Annotated in this window: 14 protein-coding genes; all 14 read left to right on the plus strand. The window is 40.9% G+C overall.

Going from position 1 to position 14,083, the window contains the following annotated elements:
* Positions 1-78 precede the first annotated feature (78 nt).
* Positions 79-969 carry a CPBP family intramembrane glutamic endopeptidase gene (locus ACXIUD_RS15175; RefSeq protein WP_458053491.1) on the plus strand — a complete coding sequence of 297 codons (891 nt, stop codon included), beginning with the start codon at positions 79-81 and terminating at the stop codon, positions 967-969.
* A 141-nt stretch (positions 970-1,110) separates the two neighbouring features.
* Complete coding sequence (locus ACXIUD_RS15180; protein WP_458053492.1) at positions 1,111-1,251, plus strand: hypothetical protein; 141 nt, start codon at positions 1,111-1,113, stop codon at positions 1,249-1,251.
* Between the two features lie 126 nt (positions 1,252-1,377).
* The gene (locus ACXIUD_RS15185; protein WP_458053493.1) at positions 1,378-2,619 is read left to right on the plus strand and encodes a dipeptidase; all 1,242 of its coding nucleotides are present in this window, start codon (positions 1,378-1,380) and stop codon (positions 2,617-2,619) included.
* 184 nt (positions 2,620-2,803) lie between these two features.
* Positions 2,804-4,114: an agmatine deiminase family protein gene (locus tag ACXIUD_RS15190; protein ID WP_458053494.1), complete on the plus strand. Its 1,311-nt coding sequence runs from the start codon at positions 2,804-2,806 to the stop codon at positions 4,112-4,114.
* Between the two features lie 179 nt (positions 4,115-4,293).
* Entirely contained in the window at positions 4,294-4,629 is a 336-nt protein-coding gene (locus tag ACXIUD_RS15195; RefSeq protein WP_458053495.1) for a helix-turn-helix domain-containing protein, read from the plus strand.
* A complete protein-coding gene (locus tag ACXIUD_RS15200; RefSeq protein WP_458053496.1) occupies positions 4,623-5,909 on the plus strand; it encodes a type II toxin-antitoxin system HipA family toxin in 1,287 nt (428 codons plus the stop codon). Before ACXIUD_RS15195 ends, ACXIUD_RS15200 begins: the two co-directional genes overlap by 7 nt.
* 236 nt (positions 5,910-6,145) lie before the next feature.
* Complete coding sequence (locus ACXIUD_RS15205) at positions 6,146-7,171, plus strand: serine hydrolase domain-containing protein (RefSeq protein ID WP_458053497.1); 1,026 nt, start codon at positions 6,146-6,148, stop codon at positions 7,169-7,171.
* Between the two features lie 59 nt (positions 7,172-7,230).
* The gene (locus tag ACXIUD_RS15210) at positions 7,231-7,698 is read left to right on the plus strand and encodes a hypothetical protein (protein ID WP_458053498.1); all 468 of its coding nucleotides are present in this window, start codon (positions 7,231-7,233) and stop codon (positions 7,696-7,698) included.
* Positions 7,699-7,700: 2 nt separating this feature from the next.
* Positions 7,701-8,447 (plus strand): hypothetical protein, encoded by a 747-nt coding sequence (locus ACXIUD_RS15215; protein WP_458053499.1) that lies wholly within the window; start codon positions 7,701-7,703, stop codon positions 8,445-8,447.
* 258 nt (positions 8,448-8,705) lie between these two features.
* Positions 8,706-10,214, plus strand: coding sequence for an amidohydrolase family protein (locus ACXIUD_RS15220; RefSeq protein ID WP_458053500.1), 1,509 nt, complete (start codon positions 8,706-8,708; stop codon positions 10,212-10,214).
* 38 nt (positions 10,215-10,252) lie between these two features.
* The gene (locus ACXIUD_RS15225) at positions 10,253-10,540 is read left to right on the plus strand and encodes a hypothetical protein (RefSeq protein ID WP_458053501.1); all 288 of its coding nucleotides are present in this window, start codon (positions 10,253-10,255) and stop codon (positions 10,538-10,540) included.
* 274 nt (positions 10,541-10,814) lie between these two features.
* Positions 10,815-11,324: a hypothetical protein gene (locus ACXIUD_RS15230; protein ID WP_458053502.1), complete on the plus strand. Its 510-nt coding sequence runs from the start codon at positions 10,815-10,817 to the stop codon at positions 11,322-11,324.
* 1 nt (position 11,325) lies between these two features.
* Entirely contained in the window at positions 11,326-12,060 is a 735-nt protein-coding gene (locus tag ACXIUD_RS15235; RefSeq protein ID WP_458053503.1) for a hypothetical protein, read from the plus strand.
* Between the two features lie 217 nt (positions 12,061-12,277).
* Complete coding sequence (locus ACXIUD_RS15240) at positions 12,278-14,011, plus strand: amidohydrolase family protein (RefSeq protein WP_458053504.1); 1,734 nt, start codon at positions 12,278-12,280, stop codon at positions 14,009-14,011.
* Positions 14,012-14,083 lie beyond the last annotated feature (72 nt).

Below are 14,083 nucleotides of genomic sequence, written 5' to 3' on the forward strand. Positions count from 1 at the left end.
TTTACTTTCTTTTCTCTTTTGATAATTACGTATATTTTAGTCAGAATTTATACTTACAACTTATCAAAACTCTATCAAATGAATTCATTCTCAGAAAACCATGAATTAGAGAAAGAGGAAACAGTAAGCGGATGGGTAAGGATTCTTATGTTAATCATTCCATATTTTATTGTTGTTGGTTTTTTTCAATTTTTCGGAGCCCTTTTAGTTGGGCTTGATTACACTCAAGAAGTTCATAAAGAGAATTCTTATCAAGACTTTGTTATTTTGGTTTTCAGTAACGCTGGTACTTTTTTGATTCTATGGTTGTTTATGAAATATGTTGATAAAGAGCCATTTGTAAAACTTGGGTTTCAGGTGAAGGAACGATGGAATGATTTTGTCTTAGGCTTTTTGGTTGGCATGGTTATTATGATAGTGGGATTTTTGTTTTTGATCATCTTCAAAGAGATTGCTGTGGAGAGGATTCATTTTGATATAGGGGAGATGATCATTTTATTCACCCTTTTTATCCTAGTATCTGTTGGTGAAGAAGTGTTGATCAGGGGTTATGTTTTAAAAAACTTCATACTTTCATTCAATAAGTATTTGGCGCTAATTCTTTCGTCTATACTGTTTTCCATCATGCATGGATTCAACCCTCATTTTGATCAAATAGCTTTTATCAATCTATTTTTAGTGGGGCTTGTTTTTGGAATTTCTTACATCTATTCCAAAAACCTATGGTTGCCGATAGGTATGCACCTGAGTTGGAATTTTTTTCAATCTCTGGTAGGGTTTAATGTCAGCGGAATTGATAAATACTCACTTTTAGTTATATCAATGGATGAATTCAATCGATTCAATGGAGGTTCTTTTGGATTGGAGGGTTCTTACTTTGTGACTGTTGCTTCAATTACTACAATAATCGCATTAGCCAACTATTTCTCAAAAAAAGAAAAACAACGAGGTGGATTTAGTCTTTCCTGAGTTGGTTTTCAGTTAAATCAAATGATTAAAATAAGGGTTTTTCATATTTGGTTATCACATAATTAGCGTATTATCCGTAATGTTTATTTTCGTATATTCATAGTGTATTCATTTTCAATGCTTTACCTAAATAACAACACTATGAAAATCCAAACAGAAAACATACTCACCCATACCTGTGTCATCGGTGGCTGTGCCGCCTTGATAAGTACTGTTCTATTTCTCTTTATGATGCTTTCAGATTATCTGAAAGGTTTTTTATCTGTAGCTTCAATTGGCTGACCATTCAATACCCAAACTGTGAAGAGGGAATGGGTTATTTAGAACTTGCTATCACATGATTAGGGGATTGTAAAAGGTTTGTGTTTTGGGGAAATTGATCACTTCAATCATGATGAATTTTTGCCTATGAAGTTTTATGGATTGTTTTTGATTCTCTTGATTTCGTGTTCACCTCAAGTTGAGCGGAGCGCGGAAGAAATCGTTTCCAAAGTCCTGAAAGATGCCCCCCTGATTGATGGACACAACGACCTTTTGATCCATTATATCTGGTGCAAAGAATGCCCGAGAGAATTGGATGCCTATCCATTGGATACAATTACGGATGGCCATATTGATATTCCCCGATTGAGGAAAGGGGGTGTTGGTGCCCTGCTGACCAATATTTTTGGCAGGGGCAAAGAGATGAATGAATACCTGCAAGGCTGGGATTTGATCTATAGGATAGAGGAAAAGTATCCAGATGATTTTCAAATTGCAGTTACATCTTCCGAGGTCAAAGAGACAATGAAAAAAGGCAAGATTGCCATCATCCCTTCTATGGAGCATACCTATGAATTGGTGGACGATTTGGGAAGATTGAGGACACTATACCGATTGGGTTTACGCTCAGTGATTTTGGCCTATAATAACAATAACATTGCCGACGGGGCTTTTGATGAACCTGTTCATGGTGGATTATCGGATTATGGTAAAGAGCTGGTATTAGAAATGAATAGGCTGGGCATTATGATTGACCTATCCCATATTACGGAGAAAGGGATGCTGGATGTGCTTGAAATCACAAGGGTTCCGGTCATATTTAGCCATGCCAATGCAAGGGCACTTACAGATACCGAAAGAAATGCTTCTGATGCCGTTCTTCTGAAATTAAAAGAAAATGGAGGATTGATCATGCTGACTCCGGTTAACTATTTCACCACTCAGGCTGCCCATGATTATTATTTGGTGAAGCTCGATAGTATGGATAAGGTATTTCAAGAAAAATATCCTTATCCTGAACAGATGTCCGACGAAGAAATTGAGTTGGCCTATGCCGAATGGGATGCCTGGGAAGCGGCCAATCCGGAACCCAAAGTGACTGTCAAAGATTTTGCAGATCATTTTGATTATGTAAAAAATCTGATCGGAGTGGATCATATCGGGATTGGGAGTGATTTTGATGGGATGTATTATTTGATCGAGGGGATGGAAGATGGAAGTACCTTTCCCAATCTTCTTTTGGAGCTGGCCAATCGTGGTTGGACGGAAAGTGAGCTGAAAAAGGTCACTCAGGAAAACTTTCTAAGGGTATTTGAAGCAGTAGAGAAGGCGGCGGCTGAATTGCAGAAGATTGAGGGGCCAAGGATTGCTAAAGTATCATCTGATTAAGATGTTAAATAGATGATTAATTTCACGCGGCGATCGCAACGAGTTTCACGCAAAGAGCGCAACGTTTCTGTCATAAACCCTAATTCAAGCATAATTAAATCCTAAAAAAAAATTAAGAATTTGTTTCGTTGCGGTCGTTGCGATTTCCATTGCGCCCAATGCGTGAACCCAAAATTACCCAACTATGAAAAAGCTTACATTCTTTTCCTTATTGACTCTAATCATTTTCTCTTGCAGTCAAAAATCTCAAGATCCCTCAGTGTTGTTTATGCCCGGGGAATTTGAGCCCCATGAAGCGGTGTGGTTTGGCACCTGGAACATGGAAGAATGGGCGAGTGATTATAAGCTGGTGATAAGCGAAGTTATGATGGCCATCGATGGCCATGTTCAGATTAAGATGGCTGTACCCGCTGATAGCTTGCTACCTATTGTGAAACACGACCTTGACAACCTGGGAGTCGATACCGCTAAGATTCAGTTTTTTATCATTCCTGGGGATGACTTTTGGATCAGGGATTATGGTGCTGCCTTTGTGGCCAATCACCAAGGAGAATTGGGTGCGGTGGATTTTGAGTGGGATGCTTATGGTTCTTTGGATTGGAGGGTTTTGCGGGATTCTACTTTACTGGATAGTCTTGAATTTAAGAAAGAAAAATTAAGATCAGGCAAGAGAGCAAAAGTAGATAGCCTGATGGCAGTGGCCACTGGGGCCAAATGGATTAAAGGAAAGCTCAGCATTGAAGGAGGTTCCATTGAAGTAAATGGCAAAGGGGTGCTGATCCAATGTGAGTCTGTTACCTTACAACGCAATCCAGGTTGGACCAAAGAGGAACTCGAGGAAGAATTCAAAAGAACTTTGGGAGTGAAAAAAGTAATCTGGTTGCCGCAGGGCTTAGCTGAAGATGAACATATCTTTCATTTTCAATTGGGTAAATATGTGGGATATGGTACCGGTGGGCATACGGACGAATTTGTGCGCTTTGCCGATGCAAGGACAATCCTTTTGGCTTGGGTGGATGAAAATGAAGTGGATAAGCATCCGCTGAATAAGGTCAATTACGAGCGTATGTCGAAAAATTATGAAATCCTGAAAAAGGAGAAAGATCAGGATGGCAAGCCTTTCAAGATCATCAAAATCCCATTGCCTTATCATCAGGAGCGACCTCTTGTAGTTTCTGATACCTTGTATGATGAACCGTATTACCCTTTAAGTTCATTTAGCTATGAAGACCAAAAGAAACTTCAGGTGGGGGATACACTGACGTATGTTGCGGCAGCGAGTTATATGAATTTTTTGGTTACCAATGGGGTGGTCGTGACATCTTCCTATGCCAAAGATGAAGCTTCTATCCAACGGGAAAAAGAAGTCGAAAAGCTTTTAAAGCAAGCTTTTCCCGACAGAGAGATTGTTTTTGTAGATGCCATGCCGCTCAACTGGTATGGAGGGGGTATTCATTGCAGTACGCAGCAGGAGCCCAAAAGAAGAGGTATTTGAGGTAGGTTTCTGACTTCTAAATTGCTTTCTTCAAAAACTATTTTGTTTGTATGAAATAATATGCATTAAATTCATTAATATATATTAATGACTGAAATTTCATTCAAAAATTTTTATCACCAAAATAAATCAGTATATTTGTATGAAATGTGATTCATAGTGTCCAAAATACCATACTAATGACTGAAATTTCATACATAAGTGATGCGGCTATTCTGAAAAAAATAGGAGCTTATGTCAAAGCCCGAAGGATAGATCAAAACCTCACGCAGGAAGAAGTGTCTGAGCGTGCAGCCATCAGCCGGTCTACACTGAGTTTGTTGGAGAGGGGTGAGAATATAGCGCTGCTTAATCTCTTGAAAGTTTTAAGAGTGCTGGATGCTTTGTATGTCTTGAATGATTTTCAGGAGGTCACGACCATCAGTCCAATGCAGTTGGCAAGGGAAGATGAAGCCAAATGGAAGCGAGCTTCTAAAAGTAAAAAGTCTCCTCCTAAAGATGATCTGGGATGGTAAGGACCGCATTTGTCAAGCTTTGGGGGCAGCGAATTGGGGCAGTTGTATGGGATGAAGGGCAGGAACTGGCTTTTTTCGAATACGAGAGAAAATTTGCTTCTGGCAAATTGGATATCTCGCCTGTTCGGATGCCACTTGGTACCCGTGTTTATAGCTTTCCGGAATTGAGGAGAAATACCACATTCAAAGGACTTCCGGGTTTGTTGGCGGATTCCTTGCCTGATCGCTATGGGAATGAACTGATCAATGGATGGTTGGCCCGCAATGGACGGGCGGAAAACTCACTGAATCCTGTGGAGCTACTTTGCTTTATAGGCAACAGGGGGATGGGTGCATTGGAGTTTGAACCTTCAATCTTACCTGCTCAAGAGCAAGGACAGGCATTGGAACTTTCAAGTTTGATAGAGACGACCAAGAAATTGTTGGAAAGCCGAGAGCGCTTTGAAGCCCAAACCACTTCCGCTATGCAGGATGTGATGTTGGATGTCTTAAAAATGGGGACTTCAGCTGGAGGGGCACGGCCCAAAGCCATCATCGCATACAATGAAGCCACCGGAATGATCCGCTCGGGACAGACCTTGCAAGATGCTGGATTTGAGCATTGGCTGATCAAGTTTGACGGGGTCAATGATACACAGTTTGGTGAAACCTTTGGTTATGGACGGGTAGAGATGGCTTACTATCAGATGGCGGTAGATGCAGGGATTGAAATGGCTGAAAGTAGGCTGATTGAAGAGGAGGGAAGGGCCCACTTTATGACCAAGCGTTTTGATAGGGTCAATGGAACGGACAAGCTCCACATGCAGACCTTTTGTGCCTTGCAGCATTTTGATTTTAACAATGTGAGCAGCTACAGCTACGAGCAATTGTTTCAGACCATGCGCCAATTGCGGCTGTCCTATGCAGAAGCGGAGCAATTGTACCGCAGGATGGTGTTCAATGTGCTGGCCCGCAACTGTGACGACCATACCAAAAACTTTGCTTTCCTGATGGATCAGGAGGGAAAATGGAGCCTTTCGCCTGCTTATGATATTTGCCATGCTTACAGGCCTGACAGTGTTTGGGTGAGTCAACATTGCTTGAGCATCAATGACAAAAGGAAAGATTTTGTGGTGGATGATTTTTTGGTGATAGCCAAGCAGAACTCTATCCGAAATCCACTGGGAATTATTCAGGAAGTGCAGGGGATTGTTTCCAATTGGATGGATTATGCTGGAAATTACAAGGTGAATACAAAGCTTGCAGAGGCTATTGCTGCTACTTTGGTTAAGTTGGTGTAGGGGATAGGTTTGGTTGATTTTTTAAATTCTCAAAATTTCAATCATCACATCATTAGGGTATTGTGGGCTTTGTGGATTTCATAGAAATTTAGGAAAAGAGTTTCACGCAACGACCGCAACGAAAAAAACGCAAAGGACGCAAAGAGATGACATCAATACCGCTGCGTTCGCTGTGCTTTCCTTTGCGCCCCCCCGATTCTCGGGACAAGGTATGCGAGAATAAAAGCCTTCAATTTATGAAAAATCACAGATTCAAATTTTCCCCATACATGACTTTCTTGTTATTCAGCAGACTGACTGTCATTTTTGGGTTTACAAGCATATTGTTTTCATGCAGCGATAAACCTGCAACTTCCACTTTCCAGCAGGAAATAGATGCCTTCATTGAAAAAAACATGAAGGAGCTCCATATTCCCGCACTTTCTTATGCGGTAATGCAAAACGGAGAATATATCTCTAGTGGGGTATATGGATTGGCAGAAGTAGAACTGAATTTTCCCGCCAATGAACACACCTTGTTCAATGTAGGCTCGGTAGGTAAAACCTTTACCGCCACAGCCATCATGGTACTGGAAGAAGATAGTAAACTTTCCATCAAAGATCCCATTGGGCAACATTTAGAAGGTATTCCCGATAGTTGGGATAATATCACGATAGAACATTTGCTCAACCACACTTCGGGTATAAAAGACTATACGCAAGACTTTCCAGGCTACACCCTTTTACCCAATATTGACCGGGCGGTAGAACTCACCCCTGAGCAATACATTGAGATGTGTACCACCAATCCACTCAATTTCCCGACTGGGGAGCGATTCGCTTATTCCAATTCCAATTATGCTTTGCTGGGTTTTATCATTCGTAACCACATTGATAGTTCTATGGATGAATTTATGCGAAAGCGAATTTTTGAATCTGTAGGCATGATGGACACCCGCTACGAAGATGCATTTGAATTGCGCCCTAACCGTGCCAAAGGCTACCATAAAGGAGAAAGCGGGCCTATCAATGGTGCTTTGATTTCCAATTTCTATTCCACCATAGGAGATTGTTGCATTCTTACGACGGGGAAAGATTTGGCTAAATGGGGACCGTCATTGGTAAGCGGAAAAGTAGTCTCCAAAGGGCAATTAGATAAAATGTGGACCAAGCATCAACTGAATAATGGGAAACTTTCTCAAGAAGATTATCGATCGTATGGTTTGGGATGGGAGATAGGTGATCTATTGGGAAGTCTTGAATTTGGTCACAATGGATCTTAAAAAAAGGCTATACCGGCTATTACCGCTATTATCCCGAATACGATTTATCCATAGCCATCATGAGCAATCGTTGGACATCTCGTGACGATAATATTTTCAGTTTTTACGAAGCGTTGGCATCACGTTTCCTTCCTGATGAATTGAAATTTACAGGTCGCCAAGCCATAGAAGGGGAATTGGCGGATCAATGGAAAGAAATAATGAAAACCTTCGGCACCCTCCTTTCTGAGAATGGAGACTTGTCACCAATTGTCGAGCAGGTGTATGTCGATATCATCGCAGATGAATATGCTGATTTCAGTAAAAAATGGGGAGAAAATATAGTAGCTGCCGAAAGGCATTTCTTGGGTGAATGGGATGTAAGTCAAAAAAAGGTCATTAAACACGGGCAAAAAGTCTATAAAATAGGGCTCATCAGAGACTTCTCTCCTGAAAGTCCGGAAGACTTGGAGGAATATATGATGGTGTATATGAGTGAAGCGGGGAGGATTTTGGGGGTGAGTGATAAACTTTTAAAAAAGGATTAATTATGAAAACACAATACTCCCGCTTTTACCTGATTCTGACGATAATACTATTACTTTTTGTTCTGATCGGCTTCACCCGGACTTTTTATCTGAGACCCTTCTTAGAACAACCCGAACGTTGGCAACTCGACCGACTTCCTACGGTTTACGTCATCCACGGAATAATACTGACTGCTTGGTTTTTGCTCTTGGTGATACAGTCGGCACTAGTGAATACTCGCAAAGTTGCGATTCATAAGAAGTTAGGGTATGCCATGTCGGTTTTGGCGGTATTGGTTGTGATTACCAGTATTCAGGCAGTACTGGACTCCACACCAAGATCTATCCGAATGGGGCTTCTGAATCCCGAAAATATGGATGAAATGAAAGATCAGTCCTTTCCCTTGTTTCTTGATCTTTTGTCATTGGTGGTATTTACGATTGCAATTTCCATTGCCTTGGTTTTCAGGAAAAATCCATTACTACACAGAACAGCTGTATTGATTGGTTCTATGGCTTTTATGGTTGTTGCTCTGGTAAGAGCGACATTCTTAGTCTTTCCGGATTCCGACATTTTACTTTCTGCCATCTTGTTTTTCTTACTGCCTATCCTCTTAATGGTTCATGATTGGATACTTTTTAAGCGGTTTCCGGTATATGCTTTTGTCGGATTGATATCCTTGGTACTTATGGTAGTCTTGACCTTTGTGATTTATTCATGCGATTGGGGCTATCAATTTTTCTTAGCCTACATCAGTGGGTTAGATTGACAAAACTAAGTATCAGCGAAGGTTGCTAAGATTAGTTCTTTGTCACATCATTAGGGTATTGTGGGCTTACGGGATTTCATAGAAATTTAGGGTAGTTGGTTCACGCGACGAGCGCAACGATTTAACGCAACGATGGCAACGGGATTATGTCTATAACCAGCAGCGTTCTCCCGAAGTTCGGGATAAGGTCCGCGCTTTCCTTTGAGCCCTCCCGATGCTCGGGACAAGGTCCGCGTGAACCCCAAAACCAAAAGCCAAATGAAAAAGCTTCTACTTTTCGCTACCCTAGGATGCATTATTTTTGCCTGTTCCAGTTCTTCCCATGATCTACTGATTACCAATGTCAATGTCATAGACGTGGTCACGGGAGAAGTTTTTTCTAATCGTACTGTGGCCATAAATGGGGATGAAATTACTGCCATCTATGCTAAAGCTATAAAGCCAAGAAAGGAAACAGAGGTAGTGGACGGAACAGGTAAATACTTGATTCCGGGACTTTGGGATATGCATGCGCATCACCATTGGTATCCAAGGGATAATGACCTGCTTTTGATACCTAACGGCGTACTTGGTGTAAGAGATCCTTGGGGAGACCCGCAACAAGCCAAGCGATTACGGGAAGAAAATAAAAAGGGAATTCACTATGGTGTAGAAATCTTCACTTCAGGAAGTTTGATAGATGGATCTCCCAGCATGTATGGTTCGGCTGAGGTGGATACCCCAGAGGAGGCCAGGGCTATGGTCAATTGTCAAATGCAGCATGGGGTTGATTTTATAAAACCTTACAGTGGTTTAAAAAAAGAAGTTTACTTGGCTTTAATGGATGAAGCTCAAAAGCTAGGAGTAATTGCAGCAGGGCATGTTCCTACTGCGGTTACATTAGAAGAGGCCGTTGAAGCTGGCCAACGAATGGATGATCATTTGTATGGAATGGAAAGCCTTTTCCTAAGTGCTGAACAAGTGGATATAGTTGTCCATCTCCGGAAAGAAAAGAAATGGACTGAATCATATGTATATATCCGAAACAATAAAGACTCAACTTTGGCCCAAAGTAGACTAGCCCAACTAAGTGGGAAAGACATTTGGTTCTGTCCAACTTATGTGTCACTTTTTGGTGTTCAAAAAGTTTTCAAATCGAATATGGAGGCTGATCCAAGAAATGAATATATATCGGTCATTGAAAGACATCACTCAGGATCTCCAAATGATTTTTGGCTGGAAAATCCTATGTATAAAACTTCCAAGCCAGACAGCATCAAATTCCAAGAGGATAAACAGTATGTACAAGAGAAAGAAAATTACATCAAAATGTTGATCAGTTCAGAAGCTAAAATCTTAGCTGGAACGGATTACATTATTCCATACATTTATCCGGGATTCAGTTTGCAGGAAGAATTACAAATATTTGTCCGGTTGGGAATGACCCCTCTCCAAGCTTTACAAACTGCCACGATCAACCCTGCTCAATTTATGCTGAATGACAAAATTGGGGAGGTGAAAGTAGGGAAATATGCAAATTTAGTACTGTTAAATTCTAACCCTCTGGATGATATTCACAATACTCAGGATATTTTCGCTGTAGTCTTAAGAGGTAAGCACTTGAATCGTTCACATTTGGATGGTATGCTTGATAAAGTTAAACAGAAAGCTAAGACAAAGCATATTTACGATTGGTTTGCTCCCCGTTTTGAAAGGGATGGAATAGAATCTACCGTGCAGTCACATTTATTGAAGGTAAAGATATCATTGATGAAGCCTTTCCTGTGAGGTGGAATATGTTGCTTTCTTCAGGATGGAAATTTTACATGGAAGACAAAAAGGAAGAAGCAAAAGCCATGGCTAAACTTACGATAGATTTATATCCTGATTTTGTTTATGCAGTAGCATTCGCCGGGGAGATTTATAAATACTGCAAGGAAAATGAATTGGCTAGAACTGCCTTTCAAAAGTCTTTGGAGATTTACCCTTGTTACAATATTGTAGAAAGATGGATCAAAGAACTGGATGAACCAGTAGCATTTGGACAGAAATACAAGACCAAGGAACCTGTAACCCTAGCTGCAAGAATACCCTGTATGTATCATAATCACTAGTTATAGTTTTAAAATTGGATTCCAGCTGTTCGACATTTGCAATGTCGAACCACAGATCAATAGGATTTGCAATCCGTCAAATAAATTCATAGAACCTTTGATCACATCATTAGGGTATTGTGGGCTCACGGGATTTCATAGAAATTTAGGGTAGTTGGTTCACGCGACGAGCGCAACGAGAAATACGCAACCATCGCAACGGTCGGGTTTTAAAATCTCCGCGTTCTCCAAAAGTTCCGGACAAGGTATGCGTGAAATAAAATATCTATAAACTATGAAATCATTATTTTCAACCCTACTGCTCTTCTTGTTTTTCAGCTATGGCTTTGCACAGTCTGATGCTTCACAATCTAAAAATCCATCAGGAATGTCCCATTGGGAACCCTTTATCGGCCAATGGAAAGGAATCGGCTGGCGATTGACAGAGGATGGGCAAAAAACCGAATGGCATCATGCCTACAACATCCAATTCAAACTGGATGGAAGACTGCTTCAGTTGGAAAATACAACAACAGTGAAAGGAGAAACTCACCATCAAAGTATGATCTTGGGAACTTATGATGCAAAAGTCAATAACTTTCTGCTTCGAGTTTACTCTACCATGACTCCTGAGGGTGAATATTCAGGCGCTTTTGAGGATGGTGAATTCATATATTTCATGAATAAAAATTTACGTTTCTCCATGCAGGTGAATGGGCAGGGACAAATCTTTGAAAAAGGAGAAATGAACATAGGCGATCAATGGGTGCAGGTTTTTGAAATGTTATCTACTAAACAAAATTAAAATGAAACCACACCACACACGCTTCTACCTGATCATCATCATCCTGCTTTTGCTGGTTGTTTTGTTGGGTTTTGGTCCTAGGTTTTATTTGAGGCCATTTTTTGAACAGCCTCGCCATTTAAAAATGGATACGTTGCCCATCAAGTTTATGCTGCATGGCATTTTGATGACGCTGTGGTATGTATTATTGGTGGTGCAATCGGCTTTGGTAAATACCAAAAACATCCAATTACATAAGCGGCTGGGTTGGGGATTGGGAGTGATAGCTATACTGGCAGTCATTTCCGCGATTCCTGTGATGATGGGCTTTGCTCCACGCATGGTGGAGCTAGGTTTTCTGAATGTCGATAATCCTGATCGGGTTTGGTTTCAGAACATACAATGGACCAATGATATTTTTGCGTTGATCACTTTTTCAATCATGGTAACAATTGGTTTCCTCAATCGAACCAACAAAGGTTTGCACCGAACCATGATGTTATTTGCTTCTATGGCTTTTACAGGTCCTGCCACTGGCAGATTGATGGAATGGTCATCCCCTTCTTTGTTTATAGAAGGTACCGTGACCGTTTATTTCATGTTTCCTGTTGCCGTTCTGATTCATGATTGGTTTAAAGCCAGAAAAATTCCAGTTTATACTCTATGGGGATTTTTAGCCTTGACACTTTCCATGATTTTGACTTTTGCATTACCATCTACTGAGTTTTGGAAAGAATTATTTCTAAGGCATTTATGATGAATTGCTTTTTGTGAAATCTATCACATCATTAGGGTATTGTGGGCATGATGAATTTCAGGGAAATTTAGGGGAATGGTTTCACGCCAAGCACGCAGCGATTTTCACGCAATGGGCGCAGCGTATATTTAGCCATTGAAGTAGCAAGATTTTAAGAATTTTCGTTGCGTTCGCCGCGCTTTCCTTTGCGTTCGTTGCGTGAAACTAAAAAAAAACCATGAAGAACCTCACACTTTTCACTCTCTTAGGCTGGATCATTTTTGCTTGTTCCAGTCCTTCCCATGACCTATTGATCACCAATGTCAATGTCATTGATGTAGTTACCGGAGAAATTCTCCCTAACCGAACAGTCGCCATTGATGGTGATGAAATCACTGCCATTTATACCAAAACTATCAAACCCCAAGAAGGAACTGAAGTGATAAATGGTACAGGCAAATACCTGATCCCTGGACTTTGGGATATGCATGTGCATAACAATTGGAATTATGAAGATACCAACGACCTCTTAGTAGCCAATGGCGTAGTGGGAGCTAGGGAAATGTGGGGTGATATGGCCATCCGAAAGAAAATGAATGAAGAACGAGCCTCCGGTAAGCCTATTATCGATATCTATTCTTCCGGAGTGTTGACAGATGGAGCACCTAGGATTTGGCCAGGTTCGGCCGAGGTGACAACTCCCGAAGAAGCGGAAGCACTTGTCCGCTGTCAGGTCGCTCAGGGTGCAGATTTTATCAAGGTTTATTCTAGGTTAGATAGTGCCTGCTTTTTTGCCATTGGAAAAACAGCAACTGAATTGGGCCTGCCATTTTCAGGTCATGTTCCCAATATGGTTCGAATCGCAGATGCGCTTGATGCAGGGATGCTTACCTCTGAACATCTTTATGGGTTGCAGGAGTTGGGTTATTCCGAACGTGAATTGAAGGAAGTAGATAGTTTATTTGAGATTGGTAATCGAATTGAAGCATTACAGAAAGGACTGAAATTTTTTGATTCTTCAGTTATGGAAGAAAAGCTTCAAAAATTGGACTTATCAAAACATTGGTTTTCACCAACCATGGTTACAAACAGAGGAGTTAGATCTATGCAGGATAGTGTTTTCACATCAGACCCTAGGGTTTCGTATTTGCCTGATTATATGACTGAGGATTGGAAACCTAGAAGGACTATGGGAAGCCAACGGATGATGCCGAGCTTAGAGATAATGCAGCAATTGTATCAAAATGACTTTCAGATTTTAACCATCCTGATTGAAAATAAAGCCCAAATCATCGCAGGTACCGACTATCCCAATCCTTGGGCCTTTCCTGGCTTTAGTATGCATGATGAATTGGAACTCTACGTGCAGGCAGGCATGACGCCATTACAGGCGCTACAAACAGCCACACTCAATCCGGCTAAAGTCATGAATAATGATCGAATTGGAAGTGTTGAAAAAGGAAAATTGGCAAGTTTGGTCCTTTTGAATAGTAACCCTTTGGATGATATCAATGCCATTCGGGAAATAGAAACTGTGATACTCCGTGGGGAAGTATTTGACCGAAAAGCATTGGATGAAATGCTCGATCATACCAAAGAAAAAGCAGCTTTGCCAACTATTTACCAATTGATTATAGCCTTGCAATCGGAGGGAAATATGCCAGGTGACTTGTTGGCCTTGGAAAGCAAACTGGACAGCCTTTCAGGAAAATACAACCTAACAGGTCTGGAGTTTTTGGTGAATGATATTGGATACAGTTATTTGGGTGAAAATGATATTGAAAATTCCATGCAGGTTCTGGAGCTCAATAACCGACTTTTTCCTCACAGCCAAAATGTTTGGGATAGCTATGCGGAAGTATTTTTGATGCAAGGGGATACAATAAATGCAATTACTTACTACCAAAAAGCTTTGGATATCTATCCATGTAATCGGGAGATTGAGAAGCGATTAATTGCGTTGAATCCTTAAATGAATAAGCTTTGATCACATCATTAGGGTATTGTGGGCTTACTGGATTTCAGGGAAATTTAGGAAAAGAGT

The organism is Mongoliitalea sp., from assembly GCF_054166905.1.

Excerpts from the sequence above, each read along its gene's own strand:
- ACXIUD_RS15175 (WP_458053491.1), top strand. The coding sequence starts at position 79 with ATGAATTCATTCTCAGAAAACCATGAATTAGAGAAAGAGGAAACAGTA.
- ACXIUD_RS15180 (WP_458053492.1), top strand. The coding sequence starts at position 1,111 with ATGAAAATCCAAACAGAAAACATACTCACCCATACCTGTGTCATCGGT.
- ACXIUD_RS15185 (WP_458053493.1), top strand. The coding sequence starts at position 1,378 with ATGAAGTTTTATGGATTGTTTTTGATTCTCTTGATTTCGTGTTCACCT.
- ACXIUD_RS15190 (WP_458053494.1), top strand. The coding sequence starts at position 2,804 with ATGAAAAAGCTTACATTCTTTTCCTTATTGACTCTAATCATTTTCTCT.
- ACXIUD_RS15195 (WP_458053495.1), top strand. The coding sequence starts at position 4,294 with ATGACTGAAATTTCATACATAAGTGATGCGGCTATTCTGAAAAAAATA.
- ACXIUD_RS15200 (WP_458053496.1), top strand. The coding sequence starts at position 4,623 with ATGGTAAGGACCGCATTTGTCAAGCTTTGGGGGCAGCGAATTGGGGCA.
- ACXIUD_RS15205 (WP_458053497.1), top strand. The coding sequence starts at position 6,146 with ATGAAAAATCACAGATTCAAATTTTCCCCATACATGACTTTCTTGTTA.
- ACXIUD_RS15210 (WP_458053498.1), top strand. The coding sequence starts at position 7,231 with ATGAGCAATCGTTGGACATCTCGTGACGATAATATTTTCAGTTTTTAC.
- ACXIUD_RS15215 (WP_458053499.1), top strand. The coding sequence starts at position 7,701 with ATGAAAACACAATACTCCCGCTTTTACCTGATTCTGACGATAATACTA.
- ACXIUD_RS15220 (WP_458053500.1), top strand. The coding sequence starts at position 8,706 with ATGAAAAAGCTTCTACTTTTCGCTACCCTAGGATGCATTATTTTTGCC.
- ACXIUD_RS15225 (WP_458053501.1), top strand. The coding sequence starts at position 10,253 with ATGGAAGACAAAAAGGAAGAAGCAAAAGCCATGGCTAAACTTACGATA.
- ACXIUD_RS15230 (WP_458053502.1), top strand. The coding sequence starts at position 10,815 with ATGAAATCATTATTTTCAACCCTACTGCTCTTCTTGTTTTTCAGCTAT.
- ACXIUD_RS15235 (WP_458053503.1), top strand. The coding sequence starts at position 11,326 with ATGAAACCACACCACACACGCTTCTACCTGATCATCATCATCCTGCTT.
- ACXIUD_RS15240 (WP_458053504.1), top strand. The coding sequence starts at position 12,278 with ATGAAGAACCTCACACTTTTCACTCTCTTAGGCTGGATCATTTTTGCT.